This window comes from uncultured Maribacter sp. (assembly GCF_947496775.1).
In the GTDB taxonomy this organism is placed as follows: Bacteria; Bacteroidota; Bacteroidia; order Flavobacteriales; family Flavobacteriaceae; genus Maribacter_B.
On record NZ_CANMDU010000011.1, the window covers coordinates 110,049 to 132,566 of the forward strand.

Below are 22,518 nucleotides of genomic sequence, written 5' to 3' on the forward strand. Positions count from 1 at the left end.
ATGTTAACAGACAAAATTGAAGAGTATAAAATTATTCTAGCCTCTGGTTCTCCTAGAAGACAACAGTTTTTTAAAGATTTACATATTCCTTTTGAAATTCGTCTAAAAGAGGTAGATGAAATTTACCCCGACAGCCTTAAAGCCGCTGAGATATCGGACTATTTAGCAGTACTAAAAGCATCTCCTTTAAAAGATGAATTAGTAGAAAATGAAATATTAATAACCTCTGATACGGTTGTTTGGCATAATATGGAATCTTTAGCTAAAGCTTCTAACGGTAATGAAGCTTATGAAATGTTGCGAAAACTATCTGGGGAATGGCACCAAGTTATAACATCGGTCTGTTTTACAACATCAGAAAAACAAACCATTGTAAACCACACTACCAAAGTAAAGTTTAAAGAACTTAGTGATAAAGAAATTTGGTACTATATTGATAATTACAAGCCTTTTGATAAGGCTGGCGCATATGGCATTCAAGAATGGATAGGTCTTATTGCAATTGAAAAAATTGAAGGTTCGTATACCAATGTTGTTGGGTTGCCAACGCAAGTAGTTTATGATACTATAAATAAATTAATAAGACCTTGGCAATAATTTACCAAGGTCTTATTAATATTTTAAAAATAATAAGCCAATCCAAAAAGTAAATCGGAAGAATTTAAAGAAAAAATAAACGAATCTGATTCAGAATATAACTCACTTTCTTCGGTTTCTCTTTTTTGTTTGCTATAGCCTAATGAGCCTAAACTAGCTTCTAAAGCAAACTTTCGAGCAATAAAAAAAGTAATTCCTGGTCGTAAACCAACAAACAAAACCTCTCCGTTATTGGTAGAGTCTAAACTATCTGAAGAACTATTTTCTGACCAATATTTGGAATAATTTACTTCTCCCTGCAAATACAACCCTAAACGACTTCCTACGGCCTTATATGCTCTAATGAAAGGAATTACTCCAATAGATTCATTTTTAAACTTAGAAGTTAGGTTTTCATTCAATTCTCTCTTATAAGTACTAGATCTATTTGAAGTACTGTAGGACAAGCCTAAACCAGCGGTAACATTATTACTTAAGGTATAGCCTATCAATGGGGAAAAAAAATAGTTGTTGGTTTTCCAACTATCATTAACTACTTCATCATAACCATTATAATAATTATTTTCTCCATTTCTATTACTAAGAGATACCATTCCTCCTAAATACCAAGTACCCTTTTCTATTACTAATTTGTTTTTTTGTTCTTGTGCATTCAATATTGCAAATGCAAAAATACTCACTAAAAATACTACTCTTTTCATCTTATTTTAATTTTAAAATTATATTTTAAAACGGACCAAGTAGTATACCAAAAGACATAAGAAACAGTAACTTAACTATAAGATTACACAGCACTTAAACTTTTTTAATTCTTACAAAAATTGAAGCACGTTAAAATCATCATAAATTGTAGTGAAGATTTATCCTATTGTTAAAAAGAACTTAATTCTAAAATATATTTTTGGTAATTTTGATGAAACCCAAAATGCCATGAAAACAAAAAAGAATAATTTAAGCATACTGTTTAGTTTCTGTTTAATAGTTTTATCCTTTTCATGCAGAAACAATACAAAAGAGATTGCCGAAAACAAGGAAAATAAAAATATCTCAATACAAAAGATTACTCCTAAAAAAAACATTTCCTCAGAATTTAAAAAGTACTGGTATTCTGGTACTGCAGAAGTATCCTCGTACCAACTTAGTCAAGCTCGTTATGGAGAAATGAGAGAAGGAAAAGCTGTTCTTATTTATGTTACAGAACCATTTCTCGCGGATAAACAGGTGAAAGCAGATAAAAACCACCCAGACAACATTCCTATTTTAAAACTAAACGCCACTAAAAAATACCATACAGGTATTTACCCTTATTCTATTATGACTAGTAGCTTTTATAGCGTTCATGATAATAAACATGCTACAAAAATTTCTTTCTCCGCGCAAGAATGGTGCGGTCATGTTTATGCGCAGTTAAATAATAAAGCAGAAGATTTTAAAATTACTTCTCACTCCTATTTTGAGAATGAAGCCGATCAAAATTTTACAATCTCTAAAGAAACTTTGGAAAATGAACTTTGGAACAAATTAAGAATCGACCCTTCTTCCTTACCAATTGGAAATATAAACATTATACCCTCTTTAGAATTTATAAGACTCTCTCATAAAGAATTAAAAGCTTATAAAGCCATAGCCACACAAAAAAAAGAAGGTAAATACAACCACTACTCTATCTACTATCCCGAAGCAGAAAGAACCCTAACTATAAAGTATACAAACCATTTTCCTTATACGATAGAAGGTTGGCAAGAAACTTTTACTAGCGGATATGGAAATCATAAAAAAGAACTAACTACTTCAGCCAAAAGAATAAAAACCATTAACTCTCCTTATTGGAGTAAAAATGGGAATAAAGATTTGTATTTAAGAGATAGTTTAGGTTTATAATAATATTAAAGTACTAGTTACCATAAAAAATGAAAGACTATTTAATAAACTATCAATTTGAATTATTAGCAACCATAACTACCATAGTTGTTTTTATTATTTTAAAATTTATAATCACCAAACTTGTTAGAAAAACTGGTCGCAAAAACAATATAGTTAAGGCACGCTCTAGACTAGTAAACAAATACATTAGTATAATATTATATTTCTTAGTAGCGGGTCTATTAACCTTTGTTTGGGGTGTAAATTTAAAGGAAGTTGCCGTATTATTTTCTTCCATATTCGCTATTCTAGGTATTGCTTTGTTTGCGCAATGGTCTATCTTAAGTAATGTTACTGCTGGAGTTATTTTATTTTTTGCATATCCTTTTAAAATTGGAGATACTGTAAAAATATTAGATAAAGACCTAGATAGCGATGGTCCTTATTTAATTGAAGATATAAAAGCCTACCATGTTACTTTAAGAAAAAAAAGCGGCGAATTGTTAGTATACCCTAATAGTTTAATGATGCAAAAAGCTATCTCTCTATTGAATGAAGAAAAGAAAACCCCAAAAGAATAATTCGCTATACTGTTAAAGAATTTCTAAAATAAAATTTGAGGCACTTAATCTTTATATCTTTGGTTGCAAACTAAACTAAAATTATGCGCCTCCGACTACTATACTGTATTACTGCATTTCTGCTAACTAATTCTATTTCTTCGCAAGCACCTAAAAAAAACACCCCTTCAGAAACGTATCATGCAATACAAAAACTAAACTTTTTGGGAACAGCATTATATATTGCTGCGCATCCAGATGATGAAAACACCAGACTTATTTCTTATTTATCGAATGAGGTAAAAGCAAGAACCGGATATTTATCTTTAACCAGGGGCGATGGTGGTCAGAATATTATTGGCCCCGAATTAAGAGAATTACTAGGAGTTCTAAGAACGCAAGAGTTATTAAAAGCTCGTAGTGTAGATGGTGGCGAACAATTTTTTAGTAGAGCTAATGATTTTGGGTATTCTAAACATCCGGACGAGACTTTAAAAATATGGAATAAAGAAGAAATTTTAGGAGATGTTGTTCGCACCATTAGAACTTTTAAACCAGATATTATAATAAACAGATTTGACCATCGTAGCCCAGGAACCACTCACGGTCACCATACCTCCTCTGCCATGTTAAGTGTAGAAGCTTTTGATTTAGCTAATGACAAAAACTCCTATTCACAACAATTACAAACCACAGAAACATGGCAACCACAAAGATTATTCTTTAATACCTCTTGGTGGTTTTACGGTAGTGAAGAAAAGTTTAAAAAAGCGGATAAATCGAATATGCTTAATGTAGATATTGGCGTGTATTATCCGATGTTAGGAATTTCTAATAACGAGATAGCAGCAATAGCCAGTAGTCAGCATTTATGCCAAGGATTTGGACGTTTATCCCAGAGAGGTTCCACACAAGAATATGTAGAATTACTAAAAGGAGATTTATCAAAAAATAGAAATGATCTTTTCGATGGAATAAATACCACGTGGTCTAGAATTGATGGTGGCAAGGAAATTGGCGCCATTTTAAACCAAGTTGAAAAAGATTTTAATTTTAAAAACCCGGCAGCACATATTCCTGAATTAGTAAAAGCATATTCTTTGTTGCAAAATAGTAAGGATGAACACTGGAAAACTCTAAAATCTATTGAATTAAGAAGTATTATTAAAGATTTAGCCGGATTACATTTTGAAGCATTTACAACAACTCCAAATACTAATCCTGGAGCAACGGTAGATGTTAGCATCGAAATTATCAATAGGAGTAATTCCCCTATGCTTCTAAAAAAAGCTTCATTACAAGAAAATGTAGACGCTCATGAAAACATAATTTTAGAAGAGAATGTAAAAATAGATTTAAAATCTAAACTTCGTATACCTGAAAATACGAAATACACAAACCCTTATTGGTTAAATGAAAAAGGCTCCTTAGGAATGTATACGGTAAAAAACGAAGCCTACCTTGGAAAACCCGAAACCCCTAGAGCATTTATAGCAACTTACATTATAGACTTTAACGGATCTGAAATAACTTTTACTAAACCGGTTGTATTTAAACATGCCAAGAGAGATAAAGGAGAGCTTTTTCAACCTTTTGAGGTAGTTCCAGAAGCAACTGCAAGTTTTAAAGATAAAGTTTTAATCTTTGCAGATAATAAAGCTAAACAAGTCGGAGTTACCATTAAAGCGCATCAAAACAATGTAAATGGGAAGGTGCAATTATGTTTTGATAAATCTTGGAAAGTAGACCAAGAGACAAAAGCCTTTAACATTGCAAAAAAAGGAGACGAGCAGATTATATATTTTAGAATAAGTCCTCCTGAAAATGAAAACGAAAGTTTCATTTCTCCAATACTAAAAGTTAATGGAAAGGAAATTTCAAAAGAATTAGTAACCATTGCATACGATCATATTCCAACGCAAACCATATTACTGCCTTCAGAAGCTAAAGTCGTACGCTTAAACATTAAAAAAGCCGGCGAGAATATTGGCTATATTATGGGCGCTGGGGATAAAGTACCTAATAGTTTAGAGCAAATTGGCTATACGGTTCATACAATAGACCCTTCTGCTATTACAAAAGGCTCTTTACAAAAGTATGACGCTGTTGTTGTTGGTATTCGTGCTTACAATGTGGTGGAAGAGTTAAAGTTTAAACAACCATTTTTACTAGACTATGTAGAAAATGGTGGTAACTTAATAGTACAATATAACACCGCTGGTAGGTGGGGAAAACAATTTGAAAACCTTGCCCCATATGCTCTCGAAATATCTAGAGATAGAGTTACGGATGAAAATTCGGAAGTTAAAATATTAGAAAAACATCATTCTTTAATAAATTTTCCAAATTCAATAAGTAAGAATGATTTTAATGGTTGGGTACAAGAAAGAGGACTATATTTTCCAAATAAATGGGATAGCAAATTTACTCCTATTCTGCAAATGAAGGACGAAGGCGAATCTGCAAAAAAAGGAAGCCTATTAGTTGCTCCATACGGAAAAGGAAATTATATATATACCGGCTTAAGTTTCTTTAGAGAATTACCCGCTGGTGTTCCTGGTGCCTACAAGTTATTTTCTAACATGATTTCTATAGGGAAAGATAACATAGAAAGCAATATAAAAGTAAAAGGATGAAAAAGGATGTAACCCATTTTACTTGGAAAAAAGAATACACTTTTGTGCTTCTCCTTAACATTTGTTACGTTCTTGTTTTTTTATATTTAATGACTAGTTTTTCGTAATATGGAAACAATAGACTGGATAATTCTATGCGGAACACTTGTTTTTATTGTTGTTTATGGCGTATGGAAAACAAAAGGAAGCACTAATGTAGATGACTATATTCGCGGTGGAAACAAAGCAAAATGGTGGACAATTGGTCTATCTGTGATGGCCACGCAAGCTAGTGCAATTACTTTTTTATCTACCCCAGGACAGGCATTTCATGACGGAATGGGTTTTGTTCAATTTTACTTTGGATTACCCTTAGCCATGATTATCATTTGTATGGTTTTTATACCACTGTACCATAGAATGAAAGTGTACACTGCCTATGAATTTTTAGAAAATAGATTCGATCTAAAAACAAGAACTCTTGCCGCTATATTATTTTTAATTCAACGAGGATTAGCAGCTGGGATTACCATATTTGCTCCTTCTATTATTTTATCTGCTGTATTAGGATGGGATTTAAAAATCCTAAACATAATTATTGGAACTCTTGTGATAATCTATACTGTTTCTGGTGGAACTAAGGCAGTAAGTGTTACTCAAAAACAACAGATGTTCATCATAATGTCTGGTATGTTTATTACATTTTTCTTTATCTTAAACTATTTACCAGATGATATTTCTTTTAGTAAAGCACTTAAAATTGCAGGTGCCAGTGATAAATTAAATATTCTTGACTTTAGTTTTAACACAAAAAGTAGATATACGTTCTGGAGTGGAATTACAGGAGGGTTATTCCTTGCGCTTTCCTATTTTGGAACCGATCAAAGTCAAGTACAACGTTATTTATCAGGAAAATCTATACGCGAAAGTCAATTAGGATTAGTATTTAATGGCATTTTAAAAATTCCAATGCAATTCTTTATATTATTAGTTGGTGTAATGGTTTTTGTTTTTTACCAATACAATCCATCTCCTCTAAATTTTAATCCATCTGCCACAGAAACGGTGTTAAATTCCGAATTTAAAGAAGACTACACCGTATTGCAAAAAAATCAAGTAAAACTAGAAGAAGAAAAACGCATTGCTCAAAATAAATTTTCTTCTGCCCTAGACCTTAAAGAATATGCTGCCGTACAAGAAGCCAAACAGCATATAAAACTAATAAACAAAAAGGATAGTCTAAACAGGATAACTGCAAAAAATATTATAAAAAAGGCAAATAAAAGTGCAGAGACCAACGACAAAGATTACGTCTTTATTCATTTTATATTAAACAACTTACCCAAGGGTTTAATAGGTTTGTTATTGGCTGTTATTTTATCTGCAGCAATGTCTTCTACAGCGTCTGAATTAAATGCACTAGGAACTATAACTGCATTAGATCTGTATAAAAGAAATACCTTAAATAAAACAGAAAACCATTACGTTGTTGCTTCAAAATGGTTTACATTATTATGGGGCGTAATTGCTATTCTCATTGCATGCATTGCTAATTTGTTTGATAATTTAATACAATTAGTCAATATCATTGGAAGTGTTTTTTATGGTAATGTTTTAGGCATCTTTCTACTAGCTTTCTTTTTTAAATATATCAAAGGAAATGCTGTATTTTTTGCTGCCGTTGCGACGCAACTAATAATTTTCATTATTTATTATTATACCATACATATATATTCCTCTGGTGAAGAAAAACTAGGTTACTTATGGTTAAACTTTATAGGTGCTGCTTTGGTTATTTGTATTGCCTATATGTTCGAGGTTTTTGATAGATTACTAAAAAAGACTTCATTACAGACATAATTATATTTCTTTACTAACATTGTTTTTTATTGTATTTTGTACACTTATTCAAATGTACAAGAGCAATACTCTTGCAATACTTATATATTCTATAAATGAAATTATTAGATACTTCATTAAAATATGATGTTGAGCAAAAAATATTAGTTGCTGTCGATTGCATCATTTTTGGTTTTGATTCTAAAAACCTAAAGCTTCTTTTATTTAAAAGAAAAGTGGAGCCCTTAAAAGGAAAATGGTCTTTAGTAGGTGCTTTTGTGAAAAATGATTTATCTATAAAAAACGCAGCCAAACAAATTTTATTAGAATCTACAGGACTTAAAGACATTTATTTAGAGGAACTAAAAACATATGGAAATGTGGAAAGAGACCCAGGAGAAAGAGTAATTTCAATAGCACATTATAGTCTTATAGGAATTAATGATTTTGATATTGAACATGTAAAAGAATTTGATGCAGAGTGGTTCAACATTGATGAAATGCCAGATTTAATTTTAGACCACAAACAAATGGTCGATGATGCTATTGTAGAATTAGAAAACAAGGTAAGGCACCAACCTATTGGTTTTAATCTACTGCCGAAGTATTTTACATTACCAGAATTACAAACTTTATACGAGTGTATTTACCAAAGACCCTTAGATTCTAGAAATTTTAGAAAAAAAATATTATCTCTAAACATTTTAATAAAAACAGATAAAAAGGATAGATCTAACTCAAAAAAAGGAGCTTTCTTATATTGTTTTAATAAAGAAATGTTTGATGAATTGATAGCTAAAGGGTATAATTTTGAAATATAAGCTGTCCAAATAATTATTAAATGTAAATATTACATTTATAAAATATTACGTATCTTGCGAGAAATAATCATAAATTTCTATCATTATGATACAAGACAGCGTAACAAAATTTTTTAAAGATAATTATTCTCCAAATCCGGTAGTAGTAAGATCTCCTGGAAGAGTAAATTTAATAGGCGAACATACTGACTATAATTTAGGATTTGTATTACCAGCATCTATAGAAAAAGCAATTTATTTTGCTTTACAATTAAATGACACTGATACATTTAATATTGAAGCCTTTTTAACACTTCCTGAAAAAATAAGTCTAGATACCAAAGGAAACGGACCTGAATTTTCTTGCTTCTGGGGAAAATATTTCAAGGCAGTAATAGAAATTCTTAATGAGAAAAATTATGCCTTAAAAGGTATGGACTGTGTTTTTGGAGGTGATATTCCTATTGGATCAGGACTTTCTTCTTCCGCCGCTTTATGTTGTGGCTTTACGCTTGCCCTGTCTAAAATGCTAGGTTTAAATATAGACAGAACGGAGATTGCGAAAATTGGTCAAGAAGCAGAACACAGAATAGGACTTAATTGCGGATTAATGGATCAATATGCGGTGCTTTTTGGAAAAAAAGGAAATGCTTTATTTCTAGACTGTAAAGATTTAAGTTATAAATATGTACCTATTAACCTTGTTGGTTATAGCTGGGTTCTTATAAACTCTAATATTACACACGAATTGGCTGTAGGCAATGAGTACAACGACCGTAGACAATCTTGCGAGGCAATTGTTAAAAAAGTTCAGGAGAAGAATGCGAATGTAGCTTCCTTAAGGGATGTGTCAGAAGAAGCTATAATGTCAGTAAAAGAAGAAGTTAATCCTATAGATTTTAAACGAGCATTATACGTAATTAAAGAAAACGGTCGTGTTTTAAAAATGATAAAGGCATTAGAAAAAGGAGATGCAAATGAGGTAGGAAGTACGCTATTGGCAGGTCATAGGTCTATGTCTGCTGATTTTGAAATTAGCACTTCAGAAATAGATTACCTGGTTGCTGTAAGCCAAGAGCAAGAAGGAGTAATGGGATCCAGAATGATGGGAGGCGGATTTGGCGGCTGTACAATTAACCTCATAAAAGATGAAAATGTAGATAAGGCTGTTGAAGACATTTTAGCTGCGTATAAAGAAAAAACGGGAATTACTTCTGAGTGTTTCCATTTACAAATAGACGACAGCGTACAAATATTAAATTCTTAATATACATGAACGATAATTTTAATGCTACCCCGCACAGACGTTATAACATATTAACTGGAGAATGGGTATTAGTTTCTCCGCATAGAACAAAAAGACCTTGGCAAGGGAAAAAGGAAGAAACTGCCAAGGCAGAAAAAATTTCCCATGACCCTAACTGTTATTTATGTGCCACAAACACAAGAATTAACGGAGAAGTAAATCCTGATTATAAAAACACCTTTGTATTTACAAATGACTTTGGAGCTTTACTTCCTGACAGTATCGATTTTAAAGAAGATAATGGTCTTTTAAAGGCTGAAAGTGAAACAGGTATTTGTAAAGTAATTTGTTTTTCTCCTAATCACTCATTAACCTTACCAGATATGGAAGTATCTGATATTGAAGAAGTAATTTCCACTTGGCAAGAAGAATACCAAGAACTTGGTACCAAACCTGAAATTAACCATGTACAAATTTTTGAAAACAAAGGTTCTATAATGGGCTGTAGTAACCCGCACCCCCATGGACAAGTGTGGGCTCAAAAATCTATCCCAAATGAAGTTTTAAAGAAAACTGAAAAACAAAAAGAGTATTTTCAAAAACACGGAAAAAGTTTATTATCAGCTTATTTAGAGCAAGAACTTAAAGAAGAAGAACGCATTATTTCTAAGAACGATAGTTTTGTAAGTTTAGTGCCATTTTGGGCTGTTTGGCCTTATGAAGTAATGATTGTTCCTAGAAAGCACAGAACAAATATTGGAGAACTTAGTGATAAAGAAAAAACAGATTATGCTGAGCAATTAAAAATAGTAACGCAGAAGTATGACAAGTTATTTGATACTTCTTTTCCTTATTCTTCTGGAATTCACCAAGCGCCGACTAATGGAGAACAACATCCTGAGTGGCATTTTCATATGAGCTTCTACCCTCCTCTTTTACGATCTGCAACAGTAAAGAAATTTATGGTTGGTTATGAAATGTTTGGTATGCCTCAAAGAGATATTACTGCAGAATTAGCAGCTAAAAGTTTACGCGAATTATAAAGACTAGTTCTTTTATGAAAAAATGGCCATAATCTAAGATTATGGCCATTTTTATTTATTAAAATTAGAAGAAGAAATTTACTCCACTTCTATTCCCCATTCTGCTAATGAATCTTTATTCATTTTTACATAATCCGCATTACCTTGTTCTTTGGCAGAAGCTAAAGACCTCTTTGCCGCAGCAATAGCGTTTTTGTTATCTCCTAATTTAGCATAAATAAGAGATTGTCTTCTCGACATCCAAAACGCTTTATCATTCATGGATACCGCTTTATTAATCCATTCTTGCGCTTGTTTTAAATCCTTACCCGCTTCATAATAATACGATGCAGCTGCATAATAATCATTAGCAGATATACCTTTCATTACCTTTTCTATACTTTTAGATGCTTTTGCATCTGTAGGAACAGTAAAAGGAACATTCACCATTGTTTTATCCCAAAGAATACCTAAAGATGCTCCATTATTATTTAAATCATCAATAGTAACCGTAAAGCTCTCCACTGGCATAGGTAAAGAATAAACTTTAACAGTAGCCTTTGCTGCTACTAAGCTTTCATCCCAATTTCTAGGAGTTCCCCAGTTTTCTGTATTAGAATAAAACAAAACATCCCAAGTCTCATTTCCTGGTTTAGTGAATACAGCATAAGAGCCTGCTTTAAGAGTACTTCCGCCAACAGTAACATCATCACTAAAAGAAATAATAGTGTTTTTGTTTGCTCCTGTTCTCCATAATTTATCAAAAGGAACTAAGTTTCCAAATACTTCTCTTCCTTTCTTTGAAGGTCTTGAATATTCAACAGTTACATCAGTTAAGCCCACTTTTTGTTCTAATTTAGAAAAAGGACTTGGCGCCGGTGCCTGTATCTGAGCATTTATTGAGAAAGATGCAACAGTTACAAAAGCTAATAGAATTAATTTTTTCATATGATTGATAATTTTTAGTTTTAACAAAACTACACATTAACAAGAAGTTCATTTGTTAATAAATCCTTAAAAAAGAAAAACTAATATTTAATAAATGGCTTAGAAAAAACCTTATCTCTACTATAAATAGTCATATAATAAACTGCCGATTTTAAACCAGATATATCCACAAAATTAGTATTTGATTCATTTTCTAATTCACAGGAAACACACTTACCAGCTACATCGTATACTGCTCTTCCAAAGACATCCGCATCACTTGGCAACTCATAAAACAATTTATTTTGCTCTTGGTTATAATACAAAAGCATTTCACTTTTACTATTTAAGAGTTCTTCCGTATCCTCATTCTCCTTTAGAGAAAAAGCAAATAATGACGCTTTTCTATTTCTAAATGTTTCAGTAGAAAAAAACCATCGATTTTCAGAAATATAAGTTACTCCCTCCACTTGAACATTAGGTACATTTAAATTTAATTCTGTGATTTCTCCACTAAAAATAGAAGTTTCACTTATTCCTTTAATTCTATATAAAAAAGGAATCAAGGTTTTTGTATAACCAACAAGCATTAATAAATTTTCCTCAACAGTATAACTAGCACCTGTGATCAAACCATTTGTAGAATAAGAATCTAATTTAGTAGCGCTATATTCCCCTGGTGTACTAGGTATTACATAAGCTACCGTACCCTCACTTTTCCATTGCTTTGTTAAAATAATCAATTGATTTTCAAAAACGAACATTGCTTCCGCATCCCAATCGCTATTACCTGAGTCTACAAAATTTAGTTGATCTTCATACTTAAAAGTAATTCTATCAGCAACTACAGTATCCATTGCATTATAATCTTCTTTTGATATCCTATAAACTACTAAATCCTTTCGAACACCAATATTATTTCCAATATCTCCTATATACATATAAGAATCATCTTGCGCAATATCCTCCCAATCTACATTCGTTGCATTACTTATATTTACAGTTCTCGTTACCGCTATAGAAAGCGTGTCTATTTCATATAATTGAGGTAAATTACCAGAATCATTATGTGTAATTATTTTATTATTATAAAAAAGTAAACCGGATGTTTCCGAAACAGAATTAGGTATCCCACCTAATTCATTTGGAGTTATTTGGCCAAATAAAAATGTTCCCGTTTGAGTAAAAAATAAAAAAACAACAATTATAATTCTCATTGCTAAACAAATAACAAACTAATGTACTACTTTTTAATTCATTTTAATTTTAAGAAATAAAGAATATGAAAAAAACATATTCCATTTTTTGGTTTCGAAGAGATTTGCGCTTCACGGATAATATTGGCTTATTCCATGCCCTAAATAACAAGCACTCCGTATTACCAATTTTTATTTTTGACAAAAGCATTTTATCAAAACTCCCAAAAGAAGATGCTAGGGTGAGCTTTATATTTGATACTGTTCAAAAAATGCGCAGTTATCTTTCTCGTGAACATGGGAGTTCTATAGCCGTATACTATGGTAATCCAAAAGAAATTTTCGAGAAAATTTGTAAAGAATATTCTATAAATACTGTCTTTACGAATCATGATTATGAACCATATGCCAAAAAAAGAGATTCGGAAATACAAACCTTACTACGTAAAAAAGGAGTCCATTTTAAAACTTTTAAGGATCAAGTAATTTTTGAAAAAAATGACATTTTAAAAGATGACGGTAATCCTTATATTGTTTACACGCCATATAAAAACAAATGGAAAACCTTATTTAATCCAAGTCTGCAGCTACAACATTTTCCCAGCCAAACTCTTCTGGACAATTGTGTTAAAAACAATACTCTTAAAAATTTAAGTTTAGAAGAAATCGGATTTGCCAAATCTACTATTATAGTACCCGAATACTCCATTACTTCTTCGCTAATTGCAAATTATAGCGATACTCGAGATTACCCATCCATAAAAAATGGAACCTCGTTAATAGGTGCTTATTTACGTTTTGGCACTATATCTATCCGAAAAGTAATGCAACAAGCAATTGCAGAAGAAAATGAGGTTTTTTGGAATGAATTAATCTGGCGTGAGTTTTTTATGCAAATTCTTTGGCATTTTCCGCATACAATAACCAACTCCTTTAAGCCTAAATATGACCGAATTCCTTGGAGAAATAATGAACAAGAATTTAATGCCTGGAAAAATGGAAAAACAGGATACCCACTTGTAGATGCAGGAATGCGACAATTAAATACTACAGGCTATATGCACAATAGGGTTCGGATGCTTGTAGCAAGCTTTCTATGCAAACACTTACTAATAGATTGGCGCTGGGGAGAGGCCTATTTTGCGGAAAAACTATTAGATTATGATTTAAGTGCCAATATTGGTAATTGGCAATGGGCGGCAGGAAGCGGCGTAGATGCGGCTCCATATTTTCGCATTTTTAACCCTACAACACAAATTCAAAAATTTGACAATCAAAATATTTATATACACACTTGGGTAAAAGATATACAGGAATTAACATACCCCACCCCTATAGTAGAACATAAATTTGCTAGAGAACGTTGTTTAGCTACTTATAAAGATGCCTTAAGATAAAAAAGAGATGTTTGAGAACCATTTCTTAAAACCTTCATTGTTTGCAAATTTATAACGTATAAATCTCAATTGTCAAGTAAATTATAACATATAATTAAAAAGTAATTCTTTATTTTTTAACTACATTTAAAATCTAACAATTAAATTTTCAAAAAATGAATACTCAAGAAATTGCAAATAAATGGCGTGCAATGTGTTTAGAAGGTAAAAATCTTGATTGCATTACGGAACTGTATGCGGAAGATATTACAAGTAAAGAAATGCCGGGTATGCCAGGTGAGTTAATATCTGGTAAGCAGAATGTGTGGAACAAAAGTAAAGAATGGTTAGAAAGTGTAGAAGATTTTCATGCTAGTGAAATTTCAGAACCTGTAGTAGCTGGAAACTTTTTTACTGCCAAAATGAGTTTTGATTGCACTTTTAAAGACAGAGGAAGACAACAAATGGAAGAGATTTGTGTATACGAAGTTGAAAACGGAAAAATTAAAAGTGAGCAGTATTTGTATACTATGGGTTAATCATGTTTAAGTTAACAAAAACCTTATAAATTGAATGAAAATTTAATAATTAAGCCAATTTCTTATAAACAAACATGGCCTATAAGGCATGTTGTAATGTATCCGGATTTTCCTTTAGAGCATGTAATATTAGAAAAAGATTCCAAAGGACAACATTTTGGAGGCTTTATACAAGGGGAACTCGTTTGTGTGGTTTCTTTATTTTTGGGTAATAAGGAAGCTCAATTTAGAAAATTAGCCACTAAAGAAAAACATCAAGAAAAAGGGTATGGTTCCAAAATGATAAAACATCTCATTACTTATTCCAAGGGTCATGGCGCAACAAAATTTTGGTGTAATGCTAGAGAAAACAAAGCCACCTTCTATCATAAATTTGGCTTACAAAAGACGAATAAAACCTATATAAAATCCGGAATAAAATTTGTAATAATGGAACTTAACTTTTAAAACAAAATAATGAAAAAAACAGTATTTCTCTTTTTATTACTTCAGTGCTTTTTTGCCTCTTCTCAAGACTTTAATTTTCAATACGATCACTACTCTGTAATTGTTAAAGATTCTGATAAAAGTGCTAAATTCTATGGCACTATTTTAAAATTAAAAGAAACGCCGCACCCCACACTAGCTAAAGGTTTCCGATGGTTTATTATAAACGACAACTCTCAAATTCATTTAATTCAGAAAGAAAACCCAGAATATAAAAAACATAAATCTGTTCATTTATGTTTAGCTACCCAAAATCTCAAGGCTTTTACAAAACATTTAAAAGAAAATAACATTCCTTACTATGATTGGCCTGGAAACGAAAATGAAGTAACGGTAAGAGCTGATGGTGTAAAACAAATATATTTTCAAGACCCAGATGGATATTGGATAGAAGTAAATGACGCTAAACATTATAAGATATGAGTAGTTCTATAAAATCTGTATTTCCTCTCGGCTTTCCTTGGCAAACACAAGACCCTTTTCTTTTTTGTGCGTACCATTATGATTTATACCCTAAAGGGAATGAAGAAATGGGACCTGCGGAGTCTTTAGAAGGTAGAAATTTAGGCAACGATTTTACTATTAAAGATGGTTGGCGTATGTATCACGGAAAAACAATCCCAGGGTTTCCGTCTCATCCGCATAGAGGTTTTGAAACCGTTACACTTGCTAACAAAGGCTTTTGTGATCACTCGGATTCACTTGGCGCAGCCGGTAGGTTTGGAAATGGAGATGTACAATGGATGACTGCCGGTGCTGGAGTTCAACATTCAGAAATGTTTCCTTTACTTAATGCCGAAAAAGAAAACCCTCTAGAACTTTTCCAAATATGGTTAAATTTAGAAAAAGACAATAAATTTGTACCACCGCATTTTGCTATGCTCTGGAATGAAGATATTCCTGTTGTAACAAACCATAATGCTACCATTAAAATAATTGCAGGAAAGTACAATGGAATAAACGCATGTAAACCTGCTCCGAATTCTTGGGCGGCTAATCCGGAAAACGAGGTTGCAATATGGACATTAACCATAAATGCTAATACCGAATTTTTAATACCTGCTTCTAAAAACAATATTAGTAGAACACTCTATTTTTATGAAGGAGATTCTATTATGATTGAAGAAAATACAATTACCGCAAACTATGGTATTGATTTAGTTTCTAATTCAGAAACTATACTTAAAACTGGCACTAAAAAAGCACATGTATTACTCTTACAAGGAAAACCAATTAAAGAGCCGATAGTAAAACATGGACCTTTTGTTATGAATACCGAAGAAGAAATAAAACAAGCTATGAAAGAATATGGTCTTACTCAATTTGGCGGGTGGCCTTGGCAGTATACCGATAATGTACACCCAAAAGAAAAGGGAAGATTTGCTAAGTATCCGGATGGGACTTTGGTTGAAAAATAAATTACTTTGAACAAATAGCAAACTATTAAATCTATTGATAATAAAAAAAGCAACTCTTAGAGTTGCTTTTTTACTTTTATATTTGCGTCATAAGGAATTTACACCCTAACAATTTTAGCTCCAATAGCACGTAAACGCTCGTCAATGTTTTCATATCCACGATCTATTTGCTCAATATTATGAATGGTAGATTCTCCTTTTGCAGATAATGCTGCAATTAATAAAGAAACTCCTGCTCTAATATCTGGAGAGGTCATGGTTGTTGCTTTTAAGCTAGATTTAAAATCGTGCCCCATAACAGTTGCTCTATGTGGGTCACAAAGAATAATTTTAGCACCCATATCTATTAACTTATCTACAAAAAACAACCTACTTTCAAACATTTTTTGATGAATAAGTACTTCTCCCCTTGCCTGTGAGGCTACTACCAAAATAATACTTAAAATATCTGGTGTAAGGCCTGGCCAAGGAGCGTCTGCAATAGTTAATATAGAGCCGTCAATATAGTTTTGGATTTCATAACCATCTTTATGAGAAGGAATATAAATATCATCACCTTTCTTTTCTACGGTAATACCAAGCTTTCTAAAAGTAGTAGGTATTTGTCCTAAATCTTTCCAGCTTACGTTTTTTATAGTAAGTTCACTCTTTGTCATTGCAGCAAGACCAATCCAACTACCAATTTCAATCATATCTGGCAACATGGTATGCTCCGTACCACCAAGAGAGTCTACTCCTTCTATAATAAGCATATTAGAACCTATTCCAGATATTTTTGCTCCCATACGCACTAACATTTTACAAAGCTGTTGCAAATAAGGTTCGCAAGCAGCATTATAAATAGTAGTTTCACCTTCTGCTAAAACAGCTGCCATTACAATATTAGCAGTTCCCGTAACAGAAGCCTCATCTAGTAACATGTATGTTCCTTTGAGCTTTTTAGCTTCTACACCATAAAAATGTTCTTCTTTATTATATCTAAATTTAGCACCAAGGTTTATAAAGCCTTCAAAATGAGTATCCAATCTTCTACGACCTATTTTATCCCCTCCCGGCTTAGGAATATACCCTTTTCCAAAACGAGCTAATAACGGTCCTACAAGCATAATAGAGCCTCTAAGCCCCCTACCATCTTGTTTAAACTGGTCGGATTGTAAATATTCTAAGTTAACATCATCTGCTTTAAAGGTATATGTACCTTTACCTCTTTTTTGGATTTTAACACCTAAATCTTCTAATAAGGCTATAAGCTTATTAACATCGACAATGTCTGGTATATTATTTATTGTTACTTTCTCTGCAGTTAATAAAACGGCACAAAGAATTTGTAAAGCTTCATTTTTAGCTCCTTGTGGCGTTATTTCACCCGAAAGTTGGTGACCACCTTCAATTTTAAAAGTTCCCATGTAGTTGTATGAAGAAGTTTAATAGCGTTTCTTTCCGCGATTATTATTTTTTTGATATTTTTTTCCTGAATTGTTATTCCTAGGAGTTTTAGCTACCCTATTTTTTAAGAATTGCCCACTATCTGTAAGTGTAATTTCTTCTTCTTTTAAGTCAATTCTACCCTCACTTAATTCAAACAAATGCTTAAAAATAGCTTTATCATCTACTGTATCTTTATTCCAGTTTAGATAGCATTTTTTCATGTGATTTGCTATAGCGTACTCTAAACCGTCTCTCATATCTCCCTTTTCCCATTCTACAGCAACATCAACCATGCGTTTAATGTTATTACCGTAAAAACGATATTTTGGAAAATTTTGAGGGTACTCTATAGGATCTGGTCTTTTTCTTAAAACTTCTTTAGAAGTAATAGGAAAAGGGGATTCAACATCCAATTTAAAATCAGACATTATAAACAATTGATCCCAAAGTTTATGCTGAAAATCTGGTACGTCTCTTAAATGGGGTTGTAAATTACCCATTACAGCAATTATAGATTTTGCTATTTTATTTCTTTCTTCAGCATCTTCTATCGAAACTGCATGATCCACCATTTTTTGAAAATGGCGACCATATTCCGGTATAATAAGTTGAGGACGCTCAGTATTGTATTCTAAGTTTTCTACTAAATTCAAATTGAAAATTTTATGCTTATAAATGTATAAAGGAAGTATTCTTATAACGACTGCAAAATAAGAAAATTATCCTATATATGCTATTTTACAAGGATATTACACCTTCTACTTGCGTTACTTCCTTGTATTTTGCGACTACAGCCTCAGGATTCTGCATATTTACGGTTATAGAAAGGCTAGTATATTTACCGTTTTTAGATTTTTTAGAATCTATAACTGCACCTGTGTTATCAAAAATAGTATGTATGGTTTTTATCTTTTCCTGATCCGTAAGTACTATAAATTTATATAAATAAGTAGATGGCCAACTAGATGTATCATATAATTGACTAATTAATTTATCATAAAATTCTTTGGATTTATCTGCATCCATATTTAATATCTTTTATGCAAAGATAGTAGTTAGCTGCCAATTTTTTAATCCTTTTGGTTTCCGTACTTTTGTTTATCTAAAAGATTGAGATTGAATCCGAAAAAAATAGTAATTACAGGTGGTCCTGGAACAGGAAAGACTTCCATAATTAATGCTTTAGAAAAACAAGGTTTTTATTGCTTTCATGAAATTATTAGAACCATGACGTTAGAAGCAAAAAAAGAAGTTAAAAAAAGCTCCTTAGCATCTAATCCCTTGGCCTTTGTGGAAGATCCAAATGCTTTTAACGAAATGCTATTAAATGGACGATTAGAACAATATTTGGAAGCAAATAACAGAAAAGAAAAATTATTATTTTTTGATAGAGGTGTTCCTGATGTTCTTGCTTATATGGATTATTTTAAACAAGAATATCCTGAAAAATATATAAAAACCTGCGAGGATAATAAATACACACAAGTTTTTATACTTCCACCATGGAAAGAAATATATGTTTCGGATAATGAACGATTAGAAAATTTTGATGAAGCGGTTGAGATTCACTCTCTTTTAGAAAAAACATATACCCAATTTGGATATACCATTACAACCGTTCCCACAGGAACAGTTGTAGATAGAGTTACCTTTATAAAAAAGCAAATAACAGAACATAACTAGTGCTAATAGATCCAAAAGAACTTCTTGAAAAACATTGGGGTTACAGCACCTTTAGAGGATCGCAAGAAAAAATAATTACTGCCGTTTTAAATGGTAGAGATGTTCTTGCTTTATTACCTACGGGTGGCGGTAAATCACTCTGCTTTCAATTACCCGCTTTAGCTTTGGAAGGTATTTGCATTGTAATCTCACCATTAGTTGCTTTAATTAAAAATCAGGTAGACAACCTTAATAATAAAGGCATAAAAGCCATAGGTTTAACAGGAGGAATCCCTTTTGATGAAGTAAACAATCTATTAGATAATTGCGTATTTGGAAACTATAAATTTCTGTATTTATCTCCAGAACGCTTACAACAAGAAATGGTTGCGGATAGAATACAACAAATGAATGTTAACCTCCTTGTTGTTGATGAAACACATTGTATTTCGCAATGGGGTCACGATTTTAGACCTGCATATTTAGGGTGTTCTAAGCTAAGGGAGCTAGTTCCCGATAAACCCATTATTGCGCTAACTGCTACCGCAACAGACCAAGTGGTAAAGGATGTAAAAAACATTCTAAAATTAGAAAACGCATTTTTTGCAAAAGATTCTTTCTATAGAAGTAACTTATCCTATAAAGTAATTTGGGATGAGAATAAAAAACAACGAATTAAAGATCTATTTAAAGGAGATCCCAAATGCGGGATTATTTATGCACGAAACCGAAAAAGCACTGTTGAAATTGCTAATTTTTTAAATCGAAATAATTTTAGCGCTACGTTTTTTCATGGAGGGCTTTCTAAAAAAGAAAAAAATGATAAATTAGAATCTTGGCTAGCTAATAAAACCAACATCATGGTAGCTACAAATGCCTTTGGAATGGGTATTGATAAACCCGATGTGAGAATTGTTATTCATTATCAAATTCCAGATTGTATAGAAAATTATTTCCAAGAAGCAGGTAGAGCTGGTAGAGATGGCAACCCCTCTGAAGTAATCCTTATTACTAATAAAACGGATGAACAAGCGGTAAAAAATCAATTTCTAAGTATTTTACCAAACGTTTCGCAATTAAAAATTATTTACCGGAAACTTAGCAATTTCTTTCAGATATCCTATGGAGAAGGTCACAATTCTAAACACCAACTTCATTTTAATGAATTTTGCTCCAGATATTCTTTCAACCCGTTACTAGCATATAATGCTTTAAAGGTTTTAGATCAAAATTCCGTAATAACCCTATCAGAAACATTCCATATAAAAACCACTATTAGGTTTATAACTTCTAAAGAAAGCTTATTAAATTATCTAGAAAATAACGATTCTATTGCTCTAATCGTACAAACTATATTAAGGACTTATGGTGGTATTTTTGAATTCGACACCAAAATAAACCCCTTTCTACTTGCAAAAAAAACGGGTCAAAAAGAAGAGCTTATCCTTTCTATTCTAAAACAATTAGAAAAAGCAGAAATGATTACCTATGAAGGAAAGCATAGCGATATGGAAATTACATTTTTACCTCCTCGAGAAGATGATTTAACCATAAATAGGTTTGCAAATAAAGTAGTAGAAAGAAATAATACTAAAAAAGAGCTCATTAAAAAAATGCTCTTTTTTATAAACAACGATTCGGAATGTAGAAATAAGTTATTGCTACGTTATTTTGGTGAAAAGGCAAAAGAAGATTGCGGAATATGTGATGTATGTTTTACAAATCAAAAAAAGAGCAATCGCGATTTTAAAACGATTGCAAAGGAAATACTACAAATCATTACTTCTAAAAGTCATTCTTCTAGAAAAATAATTGAAATACTCCCATATACGGAAAAAGATATCTTATTTACACTACAACAACTATTAGAAAACGGATATATAAAAATAAATTCTAAAAACGAATACGAAATTACTTAAGATGAAAGATTTAAAAATAGTTTTCATGGGTACGCCAGATTTCGCTGTTACTACTTTAGCAACAATAGTAGAGGCTCAGTATAATGTGGTTGGTGTAATTACTGCACCAGATAGGCCAGCAGGCAGAGGTCGAAAACTAAACACTTCAGCAGTTAAAAAATATGCTCTAGAGAAAAACCTTAAAATTATGCAACCAACCAATCTAAAGGATACTGCATTTTTAGAGGAATTAAAAGCTTTACATGCCAATTTACAAATTGTAGTTGCATTTAGAATGCTACCAAAAGTAGTATGGCAAATGCCTAAATACGGCACTTTTAATTTACATGCTTCTCTTCTACCCCAATATAGAGGAGCTGCTCCTATAAATTGGGCTCTTATTAATGGAGAAACCAAAACAGGGGTAACCACTTTTTTTATAGACGATAAAATAGATACTGGAGAAGTAATTCTACAAGAAGAAACACCCATTAGTATTGAAGATACTGCGGGAAGTTTACATGATAAGTTAATGAATCTTGGAGCAGAATTAGTTCTTAAAACAATTCATGCTATCAAAAATGATAAGGTAATACTTACCAAACAGAACGATTCTAAAGAATTAAAGTCTGCCTATAAAATTCACAAAGAAACTTGTAAGGTAAATTGGGAACTACCATTAGAGAATATATACAATCATATTCGAGGACTCTGTCCTTATCCTGCAGCATGGACTACCTTATACAATAAGGAAGAAGAAGAAGAAGAAGAAGAAGTATTCTTAAAAATATATGCTATCTCCAAAATCGAAGAAGTACATAATTATAAAAATGGTACCTTACTTTTTACGAAAAAGGAAATAAAAATAGCCGTTAATCAAGGGTATATTAATTTATTAGAAATTCAGCTTCCGGGAAAACTAAAAATGAAGACAAATGAAGTTCTAAATGGTTTAAATTTATCAAAAAACGCATATGTAGCGTAAAGCCCCACTATCATTGGGCTGCGAGAAACGTAAAAAACACCCTACTTTATTAACAAACAGC

22 protein-coding genes are annotated in these 22,518 nt (G+C 31.9%); 16 read left to right on the plus strand and 6 right to left on the minus strand.

Translation table 11 applies throughout. The annotated features are described in order from the left end of the window. Entirely contained in the window at positions 1 to 597 is a 597-nt protein-coding gene (locus tag Q0856_RS15900; protein WP_298506630.1) for a Maf-like protein, read from the plus strand. 23 nt (positions 598 to 620) lie between these two features. Here Q0856_RS15900 and Q0856_RS15905 read toward each other — a convergent pair whose 3' ends face one another. Beyond that, positions 621 to 1,298, minus strand: a complete 678-nt coding sequence (locus tag Q0856_RS15905) for a hypothetical protein (protein ID WP_298506633.1) — start codon at positions 1,296 to 1,298, stop codon at positions 621 to 623. A 229-nt stretch (positions 1,299 to 1,527) separates the two neighbouring features. Here Q0856_RS15905 and Q0856_RS15910 point away from each other — a divergent pair, with 229 nt between their 5' ends. From Q0856_RS15910 to Q0856_RS15940, 7 genes are all read left to right on the plus strand, one after another. Next, entirely contained in the window at positions 1,528 to 2,478 is a 951-nt protein-coding gene (locus Q0856_RS15910) for a septum formation inhibitor Maf (RefSeq protein ID WP_298506635.1), read from the plus strand. 29 nt (positions 2,479 to 2,507) lie between these two features. After that, a complete protein-coding gene (locus tag Q0856_RS15915) occupies positions 2,508 to 3,041 on the plus strand; it encodes a mechanosensitive ion channel domain-containing protein (protein WP_298479912.1) in 534 nt (177 codons plus the stop codon). A gap of 83 nt (positions 3,042 to 3,124) precedes the next feature. Beyond that, positions 3,125 to 5,656, plus strand: coding sequence for a PIG-L family deacetylase (locus tag Q0856_RS15920; RefSeq protein ID WP_298506638.1), 2,532 nt, complete (start codon positions 3,125 to 3,127; stop codon positions 5,654 to 5,656). A gap of 108 nt (positions 5,657 to 5,764) precedes the next feature. Then, positions 5,765 to 7,495, plus strand: a complete 1,731-nt coding sequence (locus Q0856_RS15925; RefSeq protein ID WP_298479907.1) for a sodium:solute symporter — start codon at positions 5,765 to 5,767, stop codon at positions 7,493 to 7,495. 95 nt (positions 7,496 to 7,590) lie between these two features. Continuing rightward, positions 7,591 to 8,295 (plus strand): NUDIX domain-containing protein, encoded by a 705-nt coding sequence (locus Q0856_RS15930; protein ID WP_298479904.1) that lies wholly within the window; start codon positions 7,591 to 7,593, stop codon positions 8,293 to 8,295. Between the two features lie 85 nt (positions 8,296 to 8,380). Further along, the gene (gene galK, locus Q0856_RS15935) at positions 8,381 to 9,541 is read left to right on the plus strand and encodes a galactokinase (protein ID WP_298506641.1); all 1,161 of its coding nucleotides are present in this window, start codon (positions 8,381 to 8,383) and stop codon (positions 9,539 to 9,541) included. Between the two features lie 5 nt (positions 9,542 to 9,546). After that, positions 9,547 to 10,563 (plus strand): UDP-glucose--hexose-1-phosphate uridylyltransferase, encoded by a 1,017-nt coding sequence (locus Q0856_RS15940; RefSeq protein ID WP_298479898.1) that lies wholly within the window; start codon positions 9,547 to 9,549, stop codon positions 10,561 to 10,563. 78 nt (positions 10,564 to 10,641) lie between these two features. On the opposite strand, the gene Q0856_RS15945 is transcribed toward Q0856_RS15940, so the two are convergent. Both Q0856_RS15945 and Q0856_RS15950 read right to left on the minus strand, forming a co-directional pair. Beyond that, the gene (locus Q0856_RS15945) at positions 10,642 to 11,490 is read right to left on the minus strand and encodes a DUF2911 domain-containing protein (protein ID WP_298479894.1); all 849 of its coding nucleotides are present in this window, start codon (positions 11,488 to 11,490) and stop codon (positions 10,642 to 10,644) included. A gap of 80 nt (positions 11,491 to 11,570) precedes the next feature. Next, positions 11,571 to 12,686, minus strand: coding sequence for a T9SS type A sorting domain-containing protein (locus Q0856_RS15950; protein ID WP_298506643.1), 1,116 nt, complete (start codon positions 12,684 to 12,686; stop codon positions 11,571 to 11,573). Between the two features lie 65 nt (positions 12,687 to 12,751). Between Q0856_RS15950 and Q0856_RS15955 the strand changes: the two genes are divergently transcribed. The 5 genes from Q0856_RS15955 (at position 12,752) to Q0856_RS15975 (ending at position 16,484) form a co-directional block, all read left to right on the plus strand. Beyond that, the gene (locus tag Q0856_RS15955) at positions 12,752 to 14,062 is read left to right on the plus strand and encodes a deoxyribodipyrimidine photo-lyase (protein ID WP_298506646.1); all 1,311 of its coding nucleotides are present in this window, start codon (positions 12,752 to 12,754) and stop codon (positions 14,060 to 14,062) included. 155 nt (positions 14,063 to 14,217) lie between these two features. Continuing rightward, positions 14,218 to 14,580, plus strand: a complete 363-nt coding sequence (locus tag Q0856_RS15960) for a nuclear transport factor 2 family protein (protein WP_298479884.1) — start codon at positions 14,218 to 14,220, stop codon at positions 14,578 to 14,580. A gap of 30 nt (positions 14,581 to 14,610) precedes the next feature. Next, positions 14,611 to 15,027: a GNAT family N-acetyltransferase gene (locus tag Q0856_RS15965; RefSeq protein WP_298506649.1), complete on the plus strand. Its 417-nt coding sequence runs from the start codon at positions 14,611 to 14,613 to the stop codon at positions 15,025 to 15,027. Positions 15,028 to 15,036: 9 nt separating this feature from the next. Then, on the plus strand, positions 15,037 to 15,489 hold the full coding sequence (locus tag Q0856_RS15970; protein ID WP_298506652.1) for a VOC family protein: 453 nt from the start codon (positions 15,037 to 15,039) through the stop codon (positions 15,487 to 15,489). Continuing rightward, entirely contained in the window at positions 15,486 to 16,484 is a 999-nt protein-coding gene (locus tag Q0856_RS15975) for a pirin family protein (RefSeq protein WP_298506655.1), read from the plus strand. The genes Q0856_RS15970 and Q0856_RS15975 overlap by 4 nt, the downstream gene beginning before the upstream one ends. A gap of 98 nt (positions 16,485 to 16,582) precedes the next feature. Here Q0856_RS15975 and murA read toward each other — a convergent pair whose 3' ends face one another. The 3 genes from murA to Q0856_RS15990 form a co-directional block, all read right to left on the minus strand. Beyond that, positions 16,583 to 17,890: a UDP-N-acetylglucosamine 1-carboxyvinyltransferase gene (gene murA, locus Q0856_RS15980; RefSeq protein WP_298506657.1), complete on the minus strand. Its 1,308-nt coding sequence runs from the start codon at positions 17,888 to 17,890 to the stop codon at positions 16,583 to 16,585. Between the two features lie 18 nt (positions 17,891 to 17,908). Further along, positions 17,909 to 18,565 carry a DUF4290 domain-containing protein gene (locus Q0856_RS15985; RefSeq protein WP_298479869.1) on the minus strand — a complete coding sequence of 219 codons (657 nt, stop codon included), beginning with the start codon at positions 18,563 to 18,565 and terminating at the stop codon, positions 17,909 to 17,911. Positions 18,566 to 18,650: 85 nt separating this feature from the next. Continuing rightward, complete coding sequence (locus Q0856_RS15990; RefSeq protein ID WP_298479866.1) at positions 18,651 to 18,938, minus strand: DUF493 family protein; 288 nt, start codon at positions 18,936 to 18,938, stop codon at positions 18,651 to 18,653. Positions 18,939 to 19,028: 90 nt separating this feature from the next. Here Q0856_RS15990 and Q0856_RS15995 point away from each other — a divergent pair, with 90 nt between their 5' ends. From Q0856_RS15995 to fmt, 3 genes are read left to right on the plus strand one after another with little or no spacing between them, the layout of a single operon-like run. Continuing rightward, positions 19,029 to 19,595 carry an ATP-binding protein gene (locus Q0856_RS15995; RefSeq protein WP_298506660.1) on the plus strand — a complete coding sequence of 189 codons (567 nt, stop codon included), beginning with the start codon at positions 19,029 to 19,031 and terminating at the stop codon, positions 19,593 to 19,595. Further along, positions 19,595 to 21,493, plus strand: coding sequence for a RecQ family ATP-dependent DNA helicase (locus tag Q0856_RS16000; RefSeq protein WP_298506662.1), 1,899 nt, complete (start codon positions 19,595 to 19,597; stop codon positions 21,491 to 21,493). Before Q0856_RS15995 ends, Q0856_RS16000 begins: the two co-directional genes overlap by 1 nt. 1 nt (position 21,494) lies before the next feature. Beyond that, positions 21,495 to 22,457, plus strand: a complete 963-nt coding sequence (gene fmt / locus Q0856_RS16005) for a methionyl-tRNA formyltransferase (protein ID WP_298506665.1) — start codon at positions 21,495 to 21,497, stop codon at positions 22,455 to 22,457. The last annotated feature ends 61 nt before the right edge of the window (positions 22,458 to 22,518 follow it).